This window comes from Pseudomonas pichavaramensis (assembly GCF_050473265.1).
In the GTDB taxonomy this organism is placed as follows: Bacteria; Pseudomonadota; Gammaproteobacteria; order Pseudomonadales; family Pseudomonadaceae; genus Aquipseudomonas.
In genome coordinates this window covers 124,664-146,877 of record NZ_JBJKFJ010000014.1, presented here as the reverse complement: position 1 = coordinate 146,877, position 22,214 = coordinate 124,664, and the positions used below count along the sequence as shown (strand labels likewise).

Below are 22,214 nucleotides of genomic sequence, written 5' to 3'. Positions count from 1 at the left end.
CTCTCTATGGCGAGCATTCTCGCCCTAAATGGGTGTCCGGGATCAGTAGACCACTACATGCCGACGGCCAAGCTCTTGAGAAGAAAGGCCGAGACGCGGTGAGAACTCTACTGGTGCCCCCGATCGCCATTCTCTTCAGCTTAGCCTTCTCTCTCCTAGCGCTGACCAAGTTCGTGGCATCGTGGCCACTCAAGGCCGCTCTAGTCGTGGCGATTGCAGTTGGTCCGGCAATGTTGCCAGCAAATCACAGCGAGATTGCTGACTTCCTATTTTCTGGGGGAAACCAGTTTGGAGCGGTGCTCAAGTGGAGCCTCAACCTGGAACCATGGGCCTACCAGTTCGGATCGATCTTCAAGACAATGTACTGAATTGGCTCAAATATCTTAGAGAGCTCGTACTTTAGAATCCGGTAAAAGGTTTTATCCGCAAAGACTGACTGCCGTTGGCCAGAAGCGACGAACCATGGCTGGCCCCGGATTCATCTTGAATAGATGGCCCAATATCCTGGGACAGCACATCATTTTTCACTTATCACATTGCGAACGCTCGATTTCGTAAATAACGTGCAGCAAGGATGCGAAATGAATGATTTGGTGGTTTTGCCTACTCCCAGCAATCTCTTTAGGAAACTGCTAACCGCTACTGGTTACCGCCCCTGCCTAGAAGGTAAAGGATTGGGTCGGGATATCGATCACCTAGCCCTCGAAGAACGTCCGGCTGGCAACTTCGACTTATTGGAGAACTGCCAAGCTCAATGGCTACGGGCCATTCGGGACGATGCTGGACCGGACTGGAGCAACCTGATCGAATCAGCCTGGAAGAGGCACAGCAACCTGCTGCGCTCACTGGCGCGAAAGGCAGATACCACCGGGATGATTCAGGATCGTGCGCAGTCGGCCATCCTTAAGATGCTGGTGATACCTGAAATCTCGGGCTTTGTAAGTCGCGTACATCAGGAATTACCGTTGCCGGATATGCGGCACTGGTGGGACTCCCCCTTTGCCTCCTGGCTAATCGTTGCACAGCAAAAAACCTCACTTCCGACACCCCAATTGTTAGAGCGGCTTGCCAATCACGTGGATCTGGACGAGCGCACGCTGGAACGCTGGCAGCAGGGTAACGCTATCGGTAAAAGCCTGTGGCCGTACCGCGATACGGTTATGGCACTCGTCGGCGACTGCCAATTGCCGCGCCAGCAGATAGAGCGGCTATGTGGTTGGTTGATCATGGTGGTCGCAATACAGTCATTGCCCGCAGAGCTACGCGATAACGCCAAACGTGACTTTTTTATACAAGGTCAGCTACCTCTGAGGACAGAGGAGCAGTTCATTGCCTTACTGAAACGTGAGGCAGCAGACCGGTATAGCCTGCCTGTACGCGACCAGATTGCTCCTGTACTCAACGATATCCAACGCTTGTTTTCCAATGCAGTGGACAACAACAAGGCCATCCGTGATCGCCTTGACTGGCTTCGCTCGCTCTGTGAGCGCACCTCACCTGCAGTCTATGCGGCCAATGAGTATCTCTGGCGCTGGTTCTCGGCAAGGTTGGCCGCAAATCTTGGCGAGAAGGACAATGCGCTAAAGCTTTACGCAAGCGCATGCCATGCGGCTTGGTGGCGGGCCGGGTCGAACCAGCATCCACTTATCCATGAAGCATTGTGCTACGCCGTTGGCGTGGGTGATCAGGTTCAGGCAAACCACTACTGGGACAAATGTTTTTTGCTGGGTTTGAACAACCCACCTAAACGAGAACTGGATGAACAGGCAATGCGCCTGATCTCCTTTGAGTTCGAACGACTCTTTGCGCCACAGAAAGCAAAGCAGAGAATCCCCCCCGCGACCCGCTATGCAAATACGGAGCGACCATTCGCTCTATCCCCTAGAGATTTGAAGGCACACAGCGCACTGCGTAAGCACGCCGATGGGCGAATCCGCTATACGCCCCTGATGAGTGCAGTGTTGGAGGGTGAACTAGAGCATGTAAAACAACTCATACAGGCCGGCGGCGACCCAAACGTGTTCGTCGACGAATCTGGTGAGAATGCCTTGATCATGGCTCTGCGTCGCGCCTGGGACAGGCAAGATCCCGACATTTTGAATTATCTTCTGACGCTGAAAATCAGCCCTGAAACAGCCAATCGACCTGCTTCAACCAAGCGGGAAACGCCACTGCAGATCGCCATGAACATGGCTGACGCGAAGGTTGTCGAGCGGCTCATAGATTTCGGCGCTGATATCGAGGTGCCTTGCTTCAACTCCCCAAGCGCTCTGGTTTATGCCATGGCGCTGCTTCATGACAGCATCCATGTGAATGATCCTGCGCAGTTGAGAGCCTACCTGGAGGGGCGTGTTCCGGCCGATTCTTTCGATGCCAAGAACGGTGCCATTCTGGATTGTGAGCTCCCTGCTCAACGCCTTGATGTGCATGCGATGCTCGCTGACCCGCAAAAGAAGCTGATTTTCGAGGCTGTAAAGCAGCATTACAGCCGGACCACCGATGAACGTCGTGAGGTGGTCATGACATTATTGAACAAGAAAGCAGATCCAAATCGACGCTACCCAGACTTCAACGGCCATCGAGATCTCTGGACGCCTACGTTGTTCGCAGCGCAGTTGGGTGATCTTGATGTACTCAAAGCCATGATCGCGGCTGGTGGAAACCCTTGGCTTTCACTGGACGAGGACAGCCCCGGTGATGAGAGGAATGCGCTTTGGGTCGCAGTCAGCTACAAGCGGCAAAGCGTGATCGAGTACCTGCTGACGCTGCTGCCTGAGCACGCCACAACCTGACGATACATTTTTCTATTTTTCTTTCGGCTGGCTGTCGGGCTTCGAAAGCCACCTCTGCTGCATCGTGCGCGCAAAGCCACGCGACAGAGGAACCACCATGTACTTCAGTAAGAACAAGGACATCAACAAACTCGTATTGGACCTGCTTCAACTTGGCTGGAGCTATGCAAAAGGCCGGCACTATAAGCTCTTTCCACCCAATGGCTGCGGCATGGTAATCGTGCCTAGCACGCCCGGAGATTGCCGCGCATTCCAGAACTTCCGCCGCGATGTAAGGCAACGCTTGCGTGGCCACGCTGAACGATACCGGCACGCTGGCCAGGAGCTGATGCCATGAGGCCGGTAATCTTGGTTTCATTGGATTGGCGTCGGCCGCAGGACGGTAAAACCGGATTAGGGATCGCCTCTATCGCTGCGGCTTTGCGCGCAGCCGGTGTGCCATTTCAGATCATCGACGCACAAGTGAACAGCCCTGCTTTCTCACTGGGGCAGGTACAGGCTCGTTTGCTGCAAGCCATCACGCAGGCCGGTCCTGGTTGCTTGGTTGGCTTCGGTACCTTTGTCTGGAACGACGCAAAGGTTCGCGCCCTGACTCATTCGATTCAGGACACTGGAGCAGAGATTGTCCTTGGCGGACCGCAAATCTCCTACATGGCCAAGGGCCAATTGGAATGCACATATCCGTTAGTAAGATATTTCGTTCGTGGGCAGGGCGAGATGGCCATGGTTGCACTGGCCTGCGGTACCACACCCGATGACTGCGGCATCCACATCGCCGGTACTCCAGATCTAGGCCGTAAGGCAGATCACGATCTGCTGACCCTACCCTCACCGTACCTGCTGGAAACAGCTGGGTTACAGAGCAGCATCCGTTGGGAGACTCAGCGCGGCTGCCCGTTCAAGTGCTCGTTCTGCCAGCACCGCGAGCCAGGCATACGTCTCAAACACCAATGGTTTGATGGCCATCGGCTGGAGAAAGAGCTCGCGATGTTTGCTGCTGCGAAGGTAAAGCGCATCTCGGTGCTGGATCCGATTTTTCACAATGATGCCAAGCGAGCCATTCAGATCCTCAACAGCGCTAAAGCGGCGGGTGTAACTGCGCACCTTTCTCTGCAATGCCGCTTCGAGACCTGCACCCAGGAATTTCTGGATGCGCTTGAGGGGCTCAATGTCACCCTTGAGTTCGGCCTGCAGACCACCATAGAGGCCGAGTACCGAGCAATCAAAAGGCCCAACCATCTGGGTATCGTCTGCAGCCGAATCCGTCAGTTACATGAACGGCAAATAGACTTTGAGGTTTCACTGATTTACGGCTTGCCCAATCAAACATTGGACAGCTTCCGTAGCAGTGTTGATTGGTGTGTGCAGCGGCGGGTGCCTCGGGTAAGGGCCTGGCCACTGATGTTGCTGAGAGGGACGCCACTATACGAGCAGAAACAGCTCTATGGATTCAAGGAAAGCGATGACCAAACCATTCCCATCGTAGTCGCCAGTAATAGCTTCTCTGAGACGGAATATGCCGAAATGGCTCGTATTGCCAAGCAGCTGGAGGAGAACTGAAATGGCTGGATTTGTTGCTATTGAGGGCCTCGACGGCGTGGGAAAATCTACGATTCTGAACAGACTGGCCGCGCGTTTTTCGGGCCACGCAATGAGTACCCCTGGCCCCGCATTGCGTAGTAGCCGCCCAGCTATTCTAGAGGCATTTGCCCATGATGAACTTGCCAAGGCGCTGTTCTATGCAGCCAGCGTTTCCAGCGAGGGGAGTCATGCACGCAGCCTGGTTGAACGTGGCGAGTGGGTGTTTATGGATCGCTACTGGGCCTCGACACTGGCCTATGCAAAAGCTCGTGGTGTATCGGCTGATCTGGGAGCTCTGAGCAAGAGCCTGCCCCAGCCAGATATCACTATCCTGCTTCTGCTCGACGAGCCTGACCGCCAACAACGCCTCCTTGCTCGTGGTGCAACCGCAGAGGATATGGAAACATTTGATCCCGGCTTTCGTAAGTGCGTACTTAAAGAGCTAATGGCGCATGCAGACATTTTAGTGAATGCCACTCACTTTACTGCGGAAGCCTTGGCAATCGAATTGGAACAGAGGATTAGGCAACTGCCACCCGGCTGATCTGGGAGGGGCCAAATAGACTCCAAGCATTAGGCGCAGGGCCAACTACCTACGGATGACCTCGACAAGGGTTCATTGGTCATGGACGTACCAATATCCAGGTCCCCAGCACATCTGAACTACTACCCATCGCTCAGCCCCCTCGGCCCTCGCTATGGCGCAGATCGCCTGGAACTGCGCCAAATTCGACGCTTCAATTGGCGCAGTTCAGAAAACTGCGCCAGAATTGCGCCAACAGCATTCAAACGGCGCCACCTAAGCTATGCCCTCCTCCGCAGACATACTCAACAGTATCCAAGCATCTGGGAACGGACTGACGCTGACTGAGCTATTGGCCAAACACCCCGACATTGCTCGGAGAACAGCGCAGCGACTGATTGCAAAGCTGATAGCAAGCGGTCAGATCTCAGCGCGGGGTGAAGGTAGAGCACGGCGCTATTTCGGAACTGCTATCCAAGCAGAAACCAGCACCCTGGACACTGATAGCTTTCCGTCCTTTATCCCGCTGTCAGCAGACAGCCGAGATATCCTCGCTTACATCAACCAACCATCTGAAGCGCGCAAGCCCGTTGGCTACCAGCGCGACTTTCTTGACACCTACCAGCCGAACGCAACGAGCTACCTGCCAGAATCACTGCGGCGCCAACTGCACAGAATGGGCAAAACCACAGATGCCTTGGAGCCTGCAGGCACGTACAGCCGCGCAGTCCTGAATCGCCTGCTGATTGATTTATCGTGGGCATCGAGTCACCTGGAGGGGAACACCTACTCGCGACTCGATACGCGACAGCTGATTGAGCATGGCAAGGCCGCACAAGGCAAAGCAGCCATCGAAACACAGATGATCTTGAACCATAAAACAGCAATCGAGCTGTTGGTCGAGAACATTGAAAGTGCAGAGTTCAACCGCTACACATTGATGAACCTGCACAGCGCCTTGGCCGAGAACCTGCTCCCAAATCCTGCAGATGAAGGCCGCATCCGGCAGCATGCCGTCGACATTGGGAAAAGCACCTATCGCCCTCTCTCAACACCACAACAGATTGAGGACACCTTGGAGGTTCTGCTTAGCAAGGCCAATCAGATTACTGATCCGTTCGAGCAGTCGTTCTTCATGATGGTGCACCTGCCCTACCTGCAGCCCTTTGCCGACATCAACAAGCGCACCTCCAGACTGGCAGCGAACCTGCCACTGTTTCGCGCCAACCTATGTCCGCTGACATTTCTGGATGTACCCGAACAGGCCTACAGCCGCGCCACGTTGGGCGTATACGAAATGACCCGGGTAGAGCTGCTGCGCGACCTGTACCTCTGGGCCTATGAACGCTCAACGCAGGAGTACCTGGCAATCAAGCAAGACCTTGCTGAGCCAGACCCACTTAGACTGACCTGGCGGGACTTCATCAAATCGACCATTCGAGAAGTCGTCACTCATCCTGAGTTTGATCCACTGGCCTGCATTCAACACGCAGTAGCTGAGCATGTTTCAGACACTGAGCAGCCAGAAGTACAAGCCCTGATCGTTGAAGAGCTCCGACGACTGCACGAAGGGGTGCTGGCGCGTTACGGATTACGGCCATCCGAGTTCACCCTCTGGAAATCGCGCCATGGAAACTGATGAGTTCACGCCCAACCTTTCGCGCCCTCACCCGCGTCATCATTTCTTCTGGGTAGCTGGTCATCACCACCACGGTCTGCGGCGCGGCGTTCAGCAGTGCACTGAACGCCAGCAAAAAACCGGGCAGCCAGCGCTTACAGCGGCACATTGAACTGCACGAAATAATGGCGACCGACCTCCGGATAACCCTCGCTGTATTCGTACAGACGGTCGAACAGGTTGCGTACGCCCGCCTCCACCCGCAGGTCGTTGCTGAAGCGATAGCCGGTTTTCAGGTTGTAGATCGCGTAGCCTGCCGCCATCTGGTTGCCGTCGGATGTGTTGTAGCGACGTGATGCAGCCTCCACGCTGGCGCTGTGCTGCCAGGCGCCTAGGTTCCAGGCAGCCGAGCCAAACAGGTTGTGACGCGGCGTATCAGTGGGATGGAGTTCGGGGTCACTGCGGTTCTCACGATCCAGCCAGGTGTAGCTGGCCGTCAGTTGCCAATCCCCCAGGTCGCCATTGAGGCCGAGCTCGAAACCCTGATTGTGTGCCTTGGCGATATTTTGGTACTGGCCGCAAGGTGCCGCGCAGTTGGCCTGAGCCGGTACCGTGACCTGCTGGATGGAGTCCTCGATATGGCTGATGAAGATTGCCGCATCGAGCCGCCACTGCGCTGCCAGCGAGCCGCTGTAGCCGAGCTCATAATGGGTGGCGCGCTCCGATTTCAGATCCGGGCTGGGGATCACTGTACCGAAGCGAGTCGAATAGCGGTCCTTGATGGTAGCGAAGCGGCTCTTGCGCGCGACGGTCAGACGCAGCTGGCCATCATGGTCGCTATCGAACAGCGGCCCGGTATTGGCGAACAGGCCAAGTTGGGCATTGATCGCATCATCGCTGCCTGTGGGTTCGTCGTAGAGCGTATCCACGCTTGGCGATGAGACATTGGTGCCGTAGTTTTCGGCGTCCAGGCTCTTGCGGTAGTTGTAGGAAACGCCGCCCACCAGGCTGAACACCTCGCTCAAGCGCCAAGTGTCCTCCAGGGCGATTGACTGGGTCTGGTCGCGGAAGTGGGTCTGTGGATCGCCAGCATCGCGGGAGCGGTGGACGTCTTCCTTGAAGTGATAGGCGATGCCCAGACGGTTGCTGTCGCTCAGCGCCAGATCCCCCTCGATGGAGAAACCGGTGGATTCATCGTCATATTTGCTCGGAAAGCCATTTTGCAAAGCGCCGGTGACACCGTTGTTGTAGGTGTAGCTTTCCAGCGAGTTCTTGAAGGTGTCGTGGTAGATACGCGTTTTCAGGCCGTGCTCACCGAAGCGCGTGTTAGTCGCCAGGAACAGACTGGTCTTGTCCCATTGCGGCCACTGCCACCAACGGCGGCGCTGGCCGCTGGTGGGCAGCTCGCCCGCATAGGTCGGCTGCCCTTTGCGGCCCTCCTGCTGGACGTAGCCCAGCACGTACTCGTCGGACTCGTTGGGCGTGAAGCCCAGCTTGAAGCTGAACTTGCCGTCGCGGCGGTTGCTGTTCTCCCGGCGCCCCTCACCCTGCTGCGCGTTAGTCGGTTCGAAAGCGTCTGGCAGCAGCGTGTAGTCGTAATCGACGTAGGAGACACCACCCTGCACCCACCAGCCCCCCTGGTTGGAGCCTAGGTTGGCATAGCTGCGATAGGCGTTGACGTTGCCGTGGTCGGTCAGCTCCAGACCGCCGCCTACTTCACCCTCCAAGGGTTTGCTGGGGCGCCGGGTCACCAGGTTGATCGCCCCGCCCAGGGCGTTGGGCCCGTAGAGCAGAGAGGCGAAGCCCTTGGCCACCTCTATCCGCGACAGGTCGTAGGTGGTGAAACGCCCCAGATCGATATTGCCGTCATAGGGCACGTAGGTGGGAATGCCGTCGATATAAACGGGCACTTGCAGGCGGTCGAAACCACGCACATAGACCACCTGTTCGGCACGTCCGCCCATGTAGCCCAGATTGACGCCAGGGGCCATCTGCAAAGCCTGGCCAACCGTCTCTCGGTCGTTCAGCCGGATCGCCTCAAGATCGATGACGCTGCTGCCTGTGGACAGTTTTTCATCCTGTGGCGCGGAGATATAGATTTCCCCCAGATCGAAGGGCTTGCTCGACTCGGCGAAAGCGAACGGTGTGGCAGTGCTCGTCACGACGGCCATCAGGGCCCCGGGGACTAACGATTTCATGATTGCTCCTGGGTGGGCCGAAGCGTAGGCAGCGCTCGACCTCGTTATATATTTTTATACATAGCGAAAGACGAACAAATGCGTAGCCTTTAGGGAACGGCTGCTCGACTCGCACAGAGAAGGACGATCAGGCTGGTGGGCACCAACCGCCGCGGATATTAGCGACGGAGGCAGTCACTTACAACGTTATATAAAAAAATACACAGCGATCATCCTTGCCTTCCCCAGACGGGCAACTCAGATGCTTTCATCAGGCGCAATTGAATGTGGGAAAGACGCGGAGCTTGCCCGCGCAAGATTCTGCAATGAAAAACGCCCTCGACCTGTAACAGGTCGAGGGCGTTGGTACGCTGTTGGCAATCGGGCCCGCCAGAGCAGCGTGGTCTCAGGCCAGCTTGCCAACCGGGAGGCTGCGCACACGCTTGCCGGTAGCGGCGAAGATCGCGTTGCACAGTGCCGGCGCGACCGGAGGCACCGGCGGTTCGCCGACACCGCCAGGCGGCAGGTCGTGATCATCGTTGACCAGGTGCGTGCGGATTACCCGCGGTGAAGCGGAATGACGCAGCACTTCGTAGTCATGGAAGTTGCTCTGCTTGACCCGGCCAGCTTCGAAGGTGATCTGGCTGCTCAGCGCCAGGCTCAGGCCCATGATGGCGCCCCCCTCCATCTGCGCGCGAATACGCTCGGGGTTGATCTGCGGGCCGCAGTCGATCGCCATGTCCACGGCGACCACCCGCACTTCGCCACTGTCGCTCACAGCCACCTCGACCACCGTCGCGGTATAGCTCATGAAGCTGTAGCAGAACGCCAGCCCCAGGCCATGCCCTTTGGGCAGTTCGCGGCCCCAGCCAGCGCCCTTGGCTGCCGCCTCGATAACCCCGCGCAGGCGGCCAGTATCGTAGGGGTAGCGCTGCGGCGATTCGGTGTAGTTCCAGGAGTCGCTCATGGTTCCCGGATCGATCTGCCGCGCCGGGCCGATCAGGTCCAGAGCGAACGCCTTGTGATCCTTACCCGCACGATGCGCCAACTCGGCAATGAAGCACTGCGCGGCGAATGCATGGGGAATGTTGGCGACCGAGCGGAACCAGCCAATGCGCGCATGCGCTTCGACTTCCGCCGTTTCCACCCGTACGTTGGCAATGCGGTACGGCATGTTGATCGCCGACATGGCCGACTCGAAGATCTGCTGGCCCTTCGCGCCCTGAGCGAACAGCGAAGCGATGGTTGGCGCCGCACTGCGATGCAGCCAGGTCTGCACCTGTCCATCGGCGCCCATCACCGCTTCGAGGTGCTCCACGGATACGGTATGCAGGTAGTCGTGATGAATATCGTCGTCACGGGTCCAGACCAGTTTTACCGGTGTGCCTGCCGGCATGGCCTGAGCGACGATGATCGCTTCGTCGACGAAATCCGGTTTGGATTTGCGACCAAAGCCACCACCCAGCAACAGTACGTTGACCTTGACCTTTTCCGGCTCGATCTTGAGACGGGCCGCTACGGCGCTTTGTGCCGCTGCGGGGTTCTGCACCGAAGTCCAGACCTCGGCGTGGTCGCCATGCAGCTGTACGGTCGCAACCGGAGGCTCCATCGACGCATGAGCCAGATGCGGGATGTAGTATTCGGCACTCACCCGGTCGCCTTCCGCGGCCTTGGACCATGTGCCTGCCACATCACCCTGATCACGCATGACCTTGCCGGCAGTGCGCGAGGCCTTCTCCAGCAGCTCGCGATAGGCAACGGAGTCATAGCTGGCGTTGGCCCCGTCATCCCATTCGATGACCAGCGCCGAGCGGCCCTGCATCGCGGCCCAGGTGTTGTTGGCGACGACGGCAACACCACCCAGCGGCAAGAATCCTGGTGCACCCTCGTAGCCTGGAATCTCGACAACCTTCAAGACGCCCGGCACGTTCAGCGCCTTGCTGCTGTCGACGCGCTTGACCTTGCCACCGACCACCGGAGGCCGAGCCACCACGGCGTAGACCATCCCCGGCAGGCGCATGTCCATGCCATAGGTGGCCTGCCCCTTGCCGATGGCTTCGAGGTCGGTGAGCCGGACTTCTTGCTTGCCGATGTAGCGAAACTCATCGCGGCTCTTCAACTTCAGCGCTTCGTGCGCGGGCACAGGCTGCTTGGCCGCGTCCTCGGCCAACTCGCCGTAGCCCAGTCGGCGCCCACTGGGCACATGCACGACCTCATGCTGCGCTGCCTTGACCTCGGCAACAGGTACGGACCAGTGAGCGGCGGCAGCAGCCTCGAGCATCTGCCGGGCGGCGGCGCCGACACGGCGCATCGGCAGGAGGAAGTGGCGCATGCTGCGCGAGCCATCGACGTTCTGGTTGCCGTAACGTGCTTCGTTGCCTTCGGCCTGCACGATCTTGACGCGATCCCAGGCCGCTTCCATTTCATCGGCCACCACCATCGGCAGGCTGGTTCGTACGCCAGTGCCCATCTCGGCACGGTGCGCCACGATGGTGACCGTGCCATCGACGGCTATGGACACGAACACCAGCGGATCATCCACGGTGCCACCGGGCATGGAGTCGGCACCGTACTTCTTCGGTTCATCCGCCCAGGCCGCACTGATCAGGCCCTTGCTGGTGATGGCCAGCATGAGCACGCCCGCACTGCCCTGGAGAAACCGACGCCGGGAAAGCTGACTGGACTGGCTCATTGGCTGCCTCCTTGCACGAGTTTCTGCGAGGCTTGGGCGATGGCTGCCCGAATGCGCGGATAGGTGCCACAGCGGCAGATGTTGCCGCTCATGGCCTGGTCGATCTGTTCGTCCGACGGTGCCGGTGTCTTGGTCAGCAGGTTTACCGCGGTCATGATCTGACCCGCCTGGCAGTAACCACACTGGGCAACGTCGTTTTCCACCCAGGCCGCCTGAACCAGCGCACCGACACGATTTTTCTCCATGCCTTCGATGGTCGAGATCGACCGGCCGGCTACGGCGGAAACGGGCGTGACACAGGCGCGGATCGGCTCTCCGTCCATATGCACCGTGCAGGCACCGCACAGTGCCATACCGCAACCGAACTTGGTGCCGGTCATTCCCAGCTCATCGCGCAGCACCCACAGCAGGGGGGTGTCATCGGGCGTCTGAGACTCTATGGTCTTTCCATTAACTTGAAGTTGAGTCACGGCTAACTCCTGGTTTTATTAGGGCAGGCAAGGGCTCATGGCATAAAGGCATGGCTGAAAAATCGGATGAAGGCGATGCTCTCAGGAAACCTTTGCCATGAGTAATTAGCCAGGCTTATTACTGTTTTAAGCGTGGTTTACTTATCAGCTTAGCCGTGCCACCAACGTCCAGGGCCCGCAGATTCAACCAGCCTTCGGCTTGACGATAGCGCAGAGAATGCCAGCAGAAATCGCCAGCACTCCCGCAATAAGACTGTTGCTCAGTGTTTCGCCGAGCCAAAGTACCGAGCTCATCAGCCCTACAAGCGGCACACCCAACATGGCCAGCGACATGCTGGTCGCAGGCAGCCACATACTGGCGGCATTCACGGCACAGAAACAGAAGGCAGTAGCTACAGCACCCACGAACAACACAATCAGCCAAAGCGCCATCGAACCATCGCCCGTGAAAGATCCCTCAACTGCTCGCGCCAGCAGAAGCAACGGAACTGTAGCGACAAGCATCTGCCAGGGGGCAAGCTGATAGGCACTCGCCCCACCTTTGGCGTAGCGCAAATGAAGAATACAAAGCGCCCAACAGGCGGATGCAGCCAACAACATCAGATTGGCCCGCAAGAGCGTCGTGTCACTCCAGTCAAGCGCCAAAGGGTTGAACAACAAAGCGATACCAACAACACCAAGACTGGTGCCGGCCAACTGACGCCGGCTCAGGCGCTCCCGAAAGATCAAGACTGCCAGCGGCGTTACCCACAGCGGCGTCGTGTAAGCCAGCACCGCCGACCGGCCGGCCGGAATGTCCATCATGGCCAGTGCGCCGAGCAGGGTGAAAGCCAACATCTGCAACAACCCAACACTGAGAATGAGCGGAATATCTCGCCGAGCTGGCCGGTAGAAACTACCGGTAGCCACCTGTACGGCGAACAGACACAACGCGCCCAAGGCAAAACGACTGGCCGAAAACCAAACAGGTGTGACATGGCTCAATCCGGCCTTCATCACCGGCCAGTTTACTCCCCAGATGAGAATCGCCACGAACAGGAGCAACATGCCCTTGAGCCGAGGAGTCATCACGCGTGACTCGCCTGCGGCGGCCTGCGCTTGAGAGGTCAGACTTTGTGGGCAACTAGTCATGTTGGCTTTCCTGTATCGGATGATCGATACGGAAAAGCCTATGCTGCTCGAGGCGGAGAAACTTTCTCTATTCAGCTGACATTTCGGCGAATTAGAGATAAATATTCTGCGAAATTAAAATTTCACGGAATGACAAGAATGAGAAAGCTGGACCGCACAGATATTGGCATCCTCAACCGACTGCAGGAGGATGCTCGCGTGACTAACGCCGAGCTGGCTCGTGCTGTGAATCTTTCACCGACTCCCTGCTTCAACAGAGTCAAGATCATGGAAGAGCTGGGCCTTATTCGCCAACAGGTGACTCTGCTGGCGCCCGAGCTGTTAGGGCTGAATGTCAATGTATTCATCCATGTCAGCCTGGAAAAACAAGTGGTAGATGCTTTGACACGTTTCGAAAGTGCCATTGCAGAGCGGCCGGAGGTCATGGAGTGCTATCTGATGACGGGTGATGCCGACTACCTGCTACGGGTGCTCGTGCCCGACATCCAGTCGCTGGAACGCTTCATTCTTGATCACCTGACCAAGATTCCCGGCGTCGCCAATATCCGCTCCAGCTTTGCGCTCAAACAGGTCCGTTATAAAACGGCGCTGCCCCTCCCAGCCAACGGGCTGGTCATCGGTTGAACGCACACAATACGTGACGAGTGATCTATCAGGTCGGCAATTTGCGCACTTCCCGCCTGACAGCCTGAGGCGGTATTCCGAAGCCGCGGACAAAAGCTTCACGCATATGGCGTCGGTCACGAAAACCGGTTTCTCGGGCAATCACATCCAGGCTATGGCGGCTTTGCTCAACCATCAGCCGCGCGGCCTCCAGACGCAGGCGCTCAATGGCTTTGGCTGGTGATTGTCCCGTTTCCGCAGTAAATACCCGGGTGAATTGACGAGGGCTCAGATGAACCTGCGCCGCCAGGTCCTCGACGCTCAAGGCACGGTCTAGATTTCGACGGGCGTAACTCAGCGCCTGTTGAATACGATCGGATTTCGGTGCCAGATCCAGCATCTCCGAGTGCTGCGATTGACCTCCCGAACGACGTTGGTACATGACCAGCTTGTGCGCAACGGAGCGCGCCACTTCAGCCCCCAGGTCTTTCTCGACCATACCGAGGGCGAGATCCAGCCCCGCGGTCATGCCTGCCGACGTCCATACAGAGCCATCGATGATGAAAATGCGATCTTCCTCGACATTAATGGCGGGGTAACGGCTACGCATTTCACGCGCGTATGCCCAGTGCGTCGTCGCGCGCCTACCTTCGAGCAAACCGGCCTGGGCAAGTACAAAGCCCCCGGTACAGATGCCAGCCGTTCGTCTCGCCTGCATGCCGGCGAGACGCACGAATGCCAGCACATCCGGATCAGGCGGCGTACTGAAGGGATCGTTGACGCCCACGACCATCCAGGTGTCGGCATATCCCGGAGCTTGAAAGGCGCGGGTTTCGACCGTCATCCCGAGCGACGAATGCACCGCACCGCCAGCCACCGAGAAGTTCTCGATCACGTAGAACGACTCGCCTGCAACGGCGTTGGCGAACTCGAAGACGCTCTGCGTCGCCAGGGACATCACCTGAAAACCATCCGCCAGCAAATAGCCAATACGATGCATCACATGCCCTCATGTCTTGAAACATGACCATAAACGTCATTTAAGACATTGTCGAGTAACGGCAACATGGCTCCACCAACCCGATACACCCACAGGAGCCCAACATGCAACGTTCAAACGTAGGTACCGCACTGATCACTGGCGCCTCATCCGGCATCGGCGCCATTTATGCGGATCGCCTCGCTCGCCGGGGTTATGACCTCATTCTGGTTGCACGCAATCGTGATCGTCTTAATGAGCTGGCGAACCGCATCACCACCGAGACTCGACAGGAGGTCGAGGTTCTCGCAGCAGATCTGAGCGAGCACAGTTCTCTCGCCAGGGTAGAAGCCAAGCTCAGGGAAGACGCCAGCATCACTCTGCTGGTGAACAACGCAGGCATCGGCACTCATACGCCTCTGTTGCAGAGTGATGTCGAGCAGATGCAGCGAATGATCGACCTGAACGTAACCGCCCTGACTCGCCTGAGCTATGCAGCCGCACCGGGTATGGTTGCGAGGGGCCAAGGCGGCATCATCAACATCTCCTCGATCGTCAGCATTGCTCCCGAGATTCTCAACGGCGTGTACGGCGGCAGCAAAGCCTTCGTCACGGCATTTAGCCAGTCCCTGCACCATGAACTGTCCCCTCAGGGCATCCAGATTCAGGCAGTGCTGCCGGGAGCAACCGCGACCGATTTCTGGGAAACAGGCGGCCTACCGCTCGAACATCTTGATCCGCAGATCGTCATGCGTGCCGAACAGCTGGTCGATTCAGCGCTGATCGATTACGACCACGGCGAGCTCATCTCCATCCCATCTCTTCACGACTTCAAGCTATGGCAGACGTATGAGCGTAGCCGCCAGGCCATGTCCTCTCAGTTGTCGAGCAACGTTCCGGCACCTCGCTACACCCGTCAGTGACACCATCTAAAACAGAAGGAATATCAGCCATGAAAATGTCAGGAAATACCATCTTCATCACTGGCGGTACCTCGGGCATTGGCCGCGGCCTGGCCGAAGCCTTTCACCGCCTGGGCAATCAGGTCATCATCGCCGGCCGCCGCAAGGCATTGTTGGAGGACATTGCCGCAGCCAACCCAGGGATCGATACCGTCGAGCTCGACATCAACGACCCAACGCAGATCAAGGACGTCGCCCAACAGGTCATCGCACGCCATCCCACACTGAATGTCGTAATCAACAACGCCGGCATCATGCCCTTCGACAACCCGGCTGCCGGGGACTTCGATGATGATCAGGCTGTAGGCCTGCTCAACACCAATGTGCTCGGCCCAGTGCGTGTCAGCGCTGCATTTGTCGAACACCTCAAGCGCCAGCAGCACGCCTGGATCATCAATAACAGTTCCGTTCTGGCCTTCCTGCCACTGGCAGCGACTGCGTTGTACTCGGCCACCAAGGCTGCCATCCACTCCTACACGCTGTCGCAACGTTTTGCCCTGCGCGACACCAGCGTCGGTGTGCTCGAAATCGCGCCACCATGGGTGGACACTGACCTGATCCACAAAAGCGGCGATGCCCGAGCCATGCCGCTGGATGCATTTCTGAGCGAGACACTGATCAAGCTCGAACATGCAACCACGGAAGTACTGGTCGACGCAGTGGTTCCGCTGCGCGCCAACGTCGGACCAAACGAGCACGCGCTGGTGAACCAGTTCAACCAGTCATTGGTAGACAACCCCATCCCGGTCGCATGAAGCCCACGGCCGGCCCGCGTTGGGCCGGCTAACTCTGCGTTGCCCCAGGGAGTACGAACATGAACAAGCCCATCGCCCCTTCCTCTCGGCTGGCACTGCACCTGCTGAGCGTCGCGTATTTCATCCAGGCCGTCGGCGCCCTCTCGGTGGTCGGTAGCCTAGAGGCGATTTCCCGCGAGTGGGCCTTGAGCGAATCGCAAGGGGCCTATCTGATCACCGTTTTTGGCATCACCTTCGCTATTGCCGCACCCCTGCTGCAGATAGCGCTAGGTCATCTGCAGCGGCGCCGACAAGTATTGCTAGGGCTCGCCCTGTTCAGCTCAGCGGCGACTCTCTTCGCCTGTGCGCCAAGCTACGAAGTGCTGCTTTTGTCGCGCGTGTTGATGGGCATCGGGGCAGGCTTCATTGGCCCCGTACTAGGGGCACTTGGCTCAAATCTGGTAGAGCGAGAGCAGCAGGGCAGCGCGATTGCCATCGTGCTGCTTGGGCTCAGCGTCGCGGGGCTGGCAGGAATGCCGATCACCGCCTGGATTTCCAACGAGTGGGGAGCACGCAATCTGTTTCTGGGCATAGGTCTGGGTGGCATGCTCACGGCACTGTTGATTCTGTGGCTGGTACCAGACAGTGTTCCCGGGGAACGTGTAGCCATACGCAACCTTCTGGAGTTGCTGAGTAACGCAGGCTCGCTCAGTGCCCTGCTCGTGGTCTTTTTTGTGAGCACCGGCGTGTTCTCCACCTACGCTTTTCTCACGCCGCTCATCCGTAACGACTATCAAGGCGAGCCAGGGGATGTATCGCTGGCGCTGACGGTGCTCGGCATCGCGGGCGTTATCGGCAACCTGTTCGTCACCCGAGCAGCCCTGTACATCACTGCCTCAAGAATGTTGCTGGCAGGCATCGTTCTGCTCATGGTCGATATCGTCTACCTGTCGGCAACACCGCAACACCTGGCCTGGCTGCTGGCGGCACTGGTGCTATGGGCATTCGCCACAGACATTGTTTGGCCTACGCAGCAAAGACGGATGGTGGAACTACGCCCTGAACAACGCGGTATTGCGCTGGCCCTTACAGCATCATTCCTCTTTTGCGGTATCGGTTTGGGCTCGGCCGTCGCCGGCTGGATCTACCCACTGTTTGGCTATGCGGGGCTACTGACTGCTTCGATGTTCTGCTTCTGCCTGGCCATGAGCTGCATGGCTCTGTCGGAGCGCCTGAGCAGGCCTCCATTCGCTCCGTCAGGTGCCTGAGACGGCAGGCAGACGTCCAGCCTGCCAAATGGCCAACACGCATGGGCGGATCAACTCGAAGCCCGCATTTTCATCAGAAAGAAGAAAGTGTTGATCTCTTAACCACCTTTTTACTCTCTGACGATAAGCCGAAGATGGCTTCACGGTCCTCTACCGGGGCGACAAAGCCAGAGGAACCATCGTGAATACCTCTGCATCGCTTCATGCCTGCAAACCTTGATTATTGAGAATGGAGCACTAAATGCGCGTCTACCCTAAGATCCACCGACTGATCCTGGCCCTGACCGTAATCAGTCCGGGCGCCTTCGCAGCGCAGCTGCAGCCACTACCGGCCAGTACTGCTGCGGAAAAGTCGGTCGGCATCATAGATCAAGTGTTCGCCTTCCACGACGCCATGCCCACCGGGGTGACCGTCAGCGAGGACGGACGCATCTTCGTCAACTTCCCACGCTGGGGCGATGTCGTTCCTTTCACAGTAGGCGAAATCCGTGATGGCCAGGTACAGCCCTACCCTAACGCCGCCATCAACGTCGAAGATCCGAACGATCCGGCCAAAAACTTCATCAGCGTGCAAAGCGTGGTTGCTGATGGCAAGGGACGCGTCTGGATACTGGATACCGCAGCGCCGGAATTCTCTGCACCGCGTAGCGGAGGTGCCAAGCTGGTTGCTATCGACCTCGCCAGTAACAGGGTCGTCAAAACACTGGTCTTCCCGTCTGAGGTCATCCTGCCTACTACCTACGTCAATGACATGCGCTTCGACTTTCGCGCGGGTAAACAAGGCACTGTTTATGTCACAGACTCGTCGGTATCCGGTCCTGGCGGGATCATCGTGATGGACATAGCCAGCGGCAAAGCCAGCCGCCGCCTCAGTGGTGCGCCGCAGACCTCGGTTGATAAAAACTTCGTGCCAGTGGTCGAGGGTAAACCGGCATTGCTGAGTAAAGACGCCAAGGGCAAGAGCAAGCCTCTGGGAGTGGCCTCCGATGGCATCGCACTTTCCGCCGATGGCAAAACACTGTATTTCTCACCGCTATCCAGCCGTCATCTCTATGCAGTACCAACGCAACTGCTGCGCGCCACGGAAGTAAGCGAAACGCAGCTGCAGGCGGCAGTGCTCGATCTGGGTGAAAAAGGCGCTTCGGACGGCCTGGAAGCCGATGCGGAGGGTGCCGTTTACGCCACTGACTATGAGCACAATGCCATCCGCAAACGGTTGGCCGACGGCAGCTGGCAGACCATCGTGCATGACTCACGCGTGCTCTGGCCCGATACCCTTTCCATCGGCCCGGATGGCTATCTTTACTTCACCGTCAACCAGTTGCATCGCTCTCCCGGTTTCAATGAGGGGCGTGATCTACGCAGCAAACCTTACAGTTTGCTACGCGTGAAGATCGACGCAGCCCCGGCTCCGACACATTGAAAAGCTCGCGCCGAAGCGCAACCCCTGCCAACTCTCTAAACCAGCCGGCGGCAAACGCCGCCGGCCGAGGCAAGCTCATGCAACCCGTAATCCACCTGGGTCACATCGACCTGAGTTTTCACGCCGCGAGCGCAGCACTTGTACAACGCATTCTCGAGCGTCATGGCTATCTCGTCAGGGTCAGCTCCGCAACTCACGAAGAAATGTTCCTTCGCTATGGTGCAGGCGAAGTGGACATGCTGGTCTCGGCCTGGCTACCGGCCAGTCACGGCAGCTATCTGGCCCCCCATGCGCCACGTACTCGAGCGCTCGGCGTGCTGTATCGCCCCTACTGCATTTGGGGCGTACCGGATTACGTTCCACATGATGTCGTTCGAAGCGTCGCGGACCTGGCTCAACCCGAGGTAATGACGCGAATGACACGGCTGATCCAAGGCATCAATCCCGGAGCGGGCATCAGCCGTTTTTCCCGAGAAGTAGTTACCCGGTACGGTCTTGATCGACTGGGCTATCACTTCGAGACAGGCACGCAGAACGACTGCTTTAACCGCTACGAACAAGCCCATACACGACGAGAATGGTGCGTAGTGCCACTCTGGCATCCACAGTTCCTTCATCACTCCCACCCTATTCGTCCACTTGAAGAACCTCTCGGCCTACTGGGAGGCCAGGACGACGCTACCCTGATCGTGAACGAAGCCTTCGCCTGCGGCATGTCTGATGCTCTGCTTGACGAGCTGACACAATTTGCGCCGGGTAATGAAGCAATCAGCGAACTCGATTATATGGTCTGCCGTGGCGGCCTATCAGCATTGCAAGCTGCCGACGCGTGGCTGGCTCGAAACCCGAATTGAGCCCGCCTGCGCTTGGGGCCTCTGAGATCGGCGCAGTCTTTTAGCCCAAGTGTCAGTGAGACACTAGAGCGTCTCCCCTAATTGGCCAAAGAGCTGTTTCGGACTTGGATACCAGCGGGCCTTCTCTGGTCTGAAAGCACAAGACTTCCAAGCGAAAAACCGGATAATGACCGGCCCTATCGCTGTCGCTACGCTGGTAATCCCGCATGGAAATCAAGGTCAATTTTCTCGACAACCTCAGGCTCGAGGCCAAGTTCGATGATTTCACGGTGATCGCCGACCAGCCGATTCGCTACAAGGGCGACGGCTCGGCGCCAGGGCCGTTCGACTACTTCCTGGCCTCATCGGCGCTGTGCGCGGCCTACTTCGTCAAGCTGTACTGCCAGACTCGTGGCATTCCCACCGAGAACATCCGCCTGTCGCAGAACAACATCGTCGACCCGGAAAACCGCTACGCGCAGATCTTCAAGATCCAGGTCGAGCTGCCGGCAGACATTTCCGAGAAGGATCGCCTGGGGATCCTGCGCTCCATCGACCGCTGCACGGTGAAGAAGGTGGTGCAACAAGGCCCCGAGTTCATCATCGAGGAAGTCGAGAATCTCGACGCCGATGCCCAGGCGCTGCTGATGCCGGTGTCCGACAGCACCACCTACATCCCGGGCAAGGACCTGCCGCTGGAACAGACCATCGCCAACATGTCAGGCATCCTCGCTGACCTGGGGATGAAGATCGAGATCGCCTCCTGGCGCAACATCGTGCCCAACGTCTGGTCGCTGCATATCCGCGACGCGCAGTCGAACCTGTGCTTCACCAACGGCAAGGGCGCCAGTAAGGAGAGTGCGCTGGCCTCGGCGCTGGGCGAGTTCATCGAACGACTGAACTGCAACTTCTTCTACAACGACCAGTTCTGGGGCGAGGACATTGCCGCTGCCGAGTTCGTCCACTACCCCAACGAGCGCTGGTTCAAGCCGGGGCCGAAGGATGCGCTGCCCGAGGAAATCCTCGATGAGCACTGCCTGGCCATCTACAACCCGGACGGCGAGCTGCGTGGCTCGCACCTGTACGACACCAACTCGGGCAACACGGTACGCGGCATCTGCTCGCTGCCGTTCGTACGCCAGAGCGACGGCGAGACGGTGTATTTCCCGTCCAACCTGATCGAGAACCTCTACCTGTCCAATGGCATGAGTGCCGGCAATACCCTGGCCGAAGCGCAGGTGCAGTGCCTGTCGGAGATCTTTGAGCGAGCGGTCAAGCGCGAGATTCTGGAGAACGAACTGGCCCTGCCGGATGTGCCGCCGGCGGTGTTGGCCAAGTACCCAGGCATCCTCGCCGGTATTCAGGGCCTCGAAGAGCAAGGCTTCCCGGTGCTGGTGAAAGACGCCTCGCTCGGCGGCGAATTCCCGGTGATGTGCGTAACCCTGATGAACCCGCGCACCGGCGGCGTGTTCGCCTCCTTCGGCGCCCACCCGAGCCTGGAAGTGGCGCTGGAGCGCAGCCTCACCGAGCTGCTTCAGGGGCGCAGCTTCGAAGGCCTCAACGACCTGCCGCAGCCGACCTTCGACAGCCTGGCGCTGACCGAGCCGAACAACTTCGTCGAGCACTTCATCGACTCCAGCGGCGTGGTGTCCTGGCGCTTCTTCAGCGCCAGGAGCGACTACGAGTTCGTCGAGTGGGACTTCTCCGGCGAGGGGGCCGACTCCAACGAACAGGAAGCCGCTACCCTGTTCGGCATCCTCGAAGACATAGGCAAGGAAGCGTACGTGGCGACCTATGACGACCTCGGTGCCAACGCCTGCCGCATCCTGGTGCCGGGCTACTCGGAGATCTACCCGGTCGAGGACCTGATCTGGGACAACACCAACAAGGCCCTGCTGTTCCGCAAAGACATCCTCAACCTGCACGCCCTGAGCGACCGCGAGCTCAAGTCGCTGCTGCGCAACCTGAACAACAGCGAGGTCGACGACTACACCGACATCACCACGCTGATCGGTGTCGAGTTCGACGACAACACCGTGTGGGGCCAGTTGACCATCCTCGAGTTGAAGCTGCTGATCAACCTGGCGCTGAAGAAATACGACGACGCCAAGGAACTGGTGGAGATGTTCCTGCAGTACAACGACAACACCGTCGAGCGCGGGCTGTTCTACCAGGCGGTCAACGCCGTGCTGGAAATTCAGCTGGATGACGACCTTGAGCTGGCCGACTACGAGCACAACCTGCGGCGCATGTTCGGCAACGAGCGCATGGATGCGGTGATCGGCTCGGTAGACGCCAGCGTGCGCTTCCATGGTCTGACCCCGACCAGCATGAAGCTCGAAGGCCTGGACAAGCACCTGCGCCTGATCGACAGCTACAAGAAACTGCACGCCGCTCGCGCCAAAGCGGCCGGGCTGGCGGGCTGAGC

The 22,214-nt window shown here is 58.3% G+C and carries 18 protein-coding genes; 13 read left to right on the top strand and 5 right to left on the bottom strand.

What is annotated here, in order from left to right:
- The 6 genes from ACJRW5_RS21005 to ACJRW5_RS20980 form a co-directional block, all read left to right on the top strand.
- Nucleotides 1-368, top strand: a 368-nt coding sequence (locus ACJRW5_RS21005; protein ID WP_484572425.1) for a hypothetical protein, incomplete at its 5' end; no start/stop codon positions are given.
- Nucleotides 369-581: 213 nt separating this feature from the next.
- Nucleotides 582-2,792 (top strand): ankyrin repeat domain-containing protein, encoded by a 2,211-nt coding sequence (locus tag ACJRW5_RS21000; RefSeq protein WP_484572424.1) that lies wholly within the window; start codon nucleotides 582-584, stop codon nucleotides 2,790-2,792.
- Between the two features lie 97 nt (nucleotides 2,793-2,889).
- Nucleotides 2,890-3,129, top strand: a complete 240-nt coding sequence (locus ACJRW5_RS20995; protein WP_484572423.1) for a hypothetical protein — start codon at nucleotides 2,890-2,892, stop codon at nucleotides 3,127-3,129.
- Nucleotides 3,126-4,352 (top strand): B12-binding domain-containing radical SAM protein, encoded by a 1,227-nt coding sequence (locus tag ACJRW5_RS20990; protein ID WP_484572422.1) that lies wholly within the window; start codon nucleotides 3,126-3,128, stop codon nucleotides 4,350-4,352. The genes ACJRW5_RS20995 and ACJRW5_RS20990 overlap by 4 nt, the downstream gene beginning before the upstream one ends.
- Nucleotide 4,353: 1 nt before the next feature.
- A complete protein-coding gene (locus ACJRW5_RS20985) occupies nucleotides 4,354-4,917 on the top strand; it encodes a dTMP kinase (protein WP_484572421.1) in 564 nt (187 codons plus the stop codon).
- A gap of 331 nt (nucleotides 4,918-5,248) precedes the next feature.
- Entirely contained in the window at nucleotides 5,249-6,535 is a 1,287-nt protein-coding gene (locus tag ACJRW5_RS20980) for a Fic family protein (RefSeq protein ID WP_484572420.1), read from the top strand.
- Nucleotides 6,536-6,669: 134 nt separating this feature from the next.
- Here the strand turns inward: ACJRW5_RS20980 and ACJRW5_RS20975 are convergent, their stop codons facing one another.
- From ACJRW5_RS20975 to ACJRW5_RS20960, 4 genes are all read right to left on the bottom strand, one after another.
- Nucleotides 6,670-8,712: a TonB-dependent receptor plug domain-containing protein gene (locus ACJRW5_RS20975; RefSeq protein ID WP_484572419.1), complete on the bottom strand. Its 2,043-nt coding sequence runs from the start codon at nucleotides 8,710-8,712 to the stop codon at nucleotides 6,670-6,672.
- A gap of 385 nt (nucleotides 8,713-9,097) precedes the next feature.
- Complete coding sequence (locus ACJRW5_RS20970; RefSeq protein ID WP_484572418.1) at nucleotides 9,098-11,383, bottom strand: xanthine dehydrogenase family protein molybdopterin-binding subunit; 2,286 nt, start codon at nucleotides 11,381-11,383, stop codon at nucleotides 9,098-9,100.
- Nucleotides 11,380-11,853 carry a (2Fe-2S)-binding protein gene (locus ACJRW5_RS20965; protein WP_484572417.1) on the bottom strand — a complete coding sequence of 158 codons (474 nt, stop codon included), beginning with the start codon at nucleotides 11,851-11,853 and terminating at the stop codon, nucleotides 11,380-11,382. Before ACJRW5_RS20965 ends, ACJRW5_RS20970 begins: the two co-directional genes overlap by 4 nt.
- 183 nt (nucleotides 11,854-12,036) lie before the next feature.
- Complete coding sequence (locus tag ACJRW5_RS20960) at nucleotides 12,037-12,984, bottom strand: DMT family transporter (protein ID WP_484572416.1); 948 nt, start codon at nucleotides 12,982-12,984, stop codon at nucleotides 12,037-12,039.
- Between the two features lie 138 nt (nucleotides 12,985-13,122).
- Here ACJRW5_RS20960 and bkdR point away from each other — a divergent pair, with 138 nt between their 5' ends.
- Nucleotides 13,123-13,608 carry a Bkd operon transcriptional regulator BkdR gene (bkdR, locus tag ACJRW5_RS20955; protein ID WP_484572415.1) on the top strand — a complete coding sequence of 162 codons (486 nt, stop codon included), beginning with the start codon at nucleotides 13,123-13,125 and terminating at the stop codon, nucleotides 13,606-13,608.
- Between the two features lie 28 nt (nucleotides 13,609-13,636).
- Here the strand turns inward: bkdR and ACJRW5_RS20950 are convergent, their stop codons facing one another.
- On the bottom strand, nucleotides 13,637-14,587 hold the full coding sequence (locus tag ACJRW5_RS20950; RefSeq protein WP_484572414.1) for a GlxA family transcriptional regulator: 951 nt from the start codon (nucleotides 14,585-14,587) through the stop codon (nucleotides 13,637-13,639).
- A 104-nt stretch (nucleotides 14,588-14,691) separates the two neighbouring features.
- Between ACJRW5_RS20950 and ACJRW5_RS20945 the strand changes: the two genes are divergently transcribed.
- The 6 genes from ACJRW5_RS20945 (at nucleotide 14,692) to ACJRW5_RS20920 (ending at nucleotide 22,212) form a co-directional block, all read left to right on the top strand.
- Nucleotides 14,692-15,489, top strand: coding sequence for an SDR family NAD(P)-dependent oxidoreductase (locus ACJRW5_RS20945; RefSeq protein ID WP_484572413.1), 798 nt, complete (start codon nucleotides 14,692-14,694; stop codon nucleotides 15,487-15,489).
- Nucleotides 15,490-15,518: 29 nt separating this feature from the next.
- Nucleotides 15,519-16,283 (top strand): SDR family oxidoreductase, encoded by a 765-nt coding sequence (locus tag ACJRW5_RS20940; RefSeq protein ID WP_484572412.1) that lies wholly within the window; start codon nucleotides 15,519-15,521, stop codon nucleotides 16,281-16,283.
- Nucleotides 16,284-16,342: 59 nt separating this feature from the next.
- Nucleotides 16,343-17,530 (top strand): MFS transporter, encoded by a 1,188-nt coding sequence (locus ACJRW5_RS20935; RefSeq protein WP_484572411.1) that lies wholly within the window; start codon nucleotides 16,343-16,345, stop codon nucleotides 17,528-17,530.
- Nucleotides 17,531-17,771: 241 nt separating this feature from the next.
- Complete coding sequence (locus ACJRW5_RS20930) at nucleotides 17,772-18,953, top strand: SMP-30/gluconolactonase/LRE family protein (protein WP_484572410.1); 1,182 nt, start codon at nucleotides 17,772-17,774, stop codon at nucleotides 18,951-18,953.
- Between the two features lie 77 nt (nucleotides 18,954-19,030).
- Entirely contained in the window at nucleotides 19,031-19,807 is a 777-nt protein-coding gene (locus tag ACJRW5_RS20925; protein WP_484572409.1) for a glycine betaine ABC transporter substrate-binding protein, read from the top strand.
- Nucleotides 19,808-20,013: 206 nt separating this feature from the next.
- The gene (locus ACJRW5_RS20920) at nucleotides 20,014-22,212 is read left to right on the top strand and encodes an OsmC domain/YcaO domain-containing protein (protein ID WP_484572408.1); all 2,199 of its coding nucleotides are present in this window, start codon (nucleotides 20,014-20,016) and stop codon (nucleotides 22,210-22,212) included.
- Nucleotides 22,213-22,214: the final 2 nt, after the last annotated feature.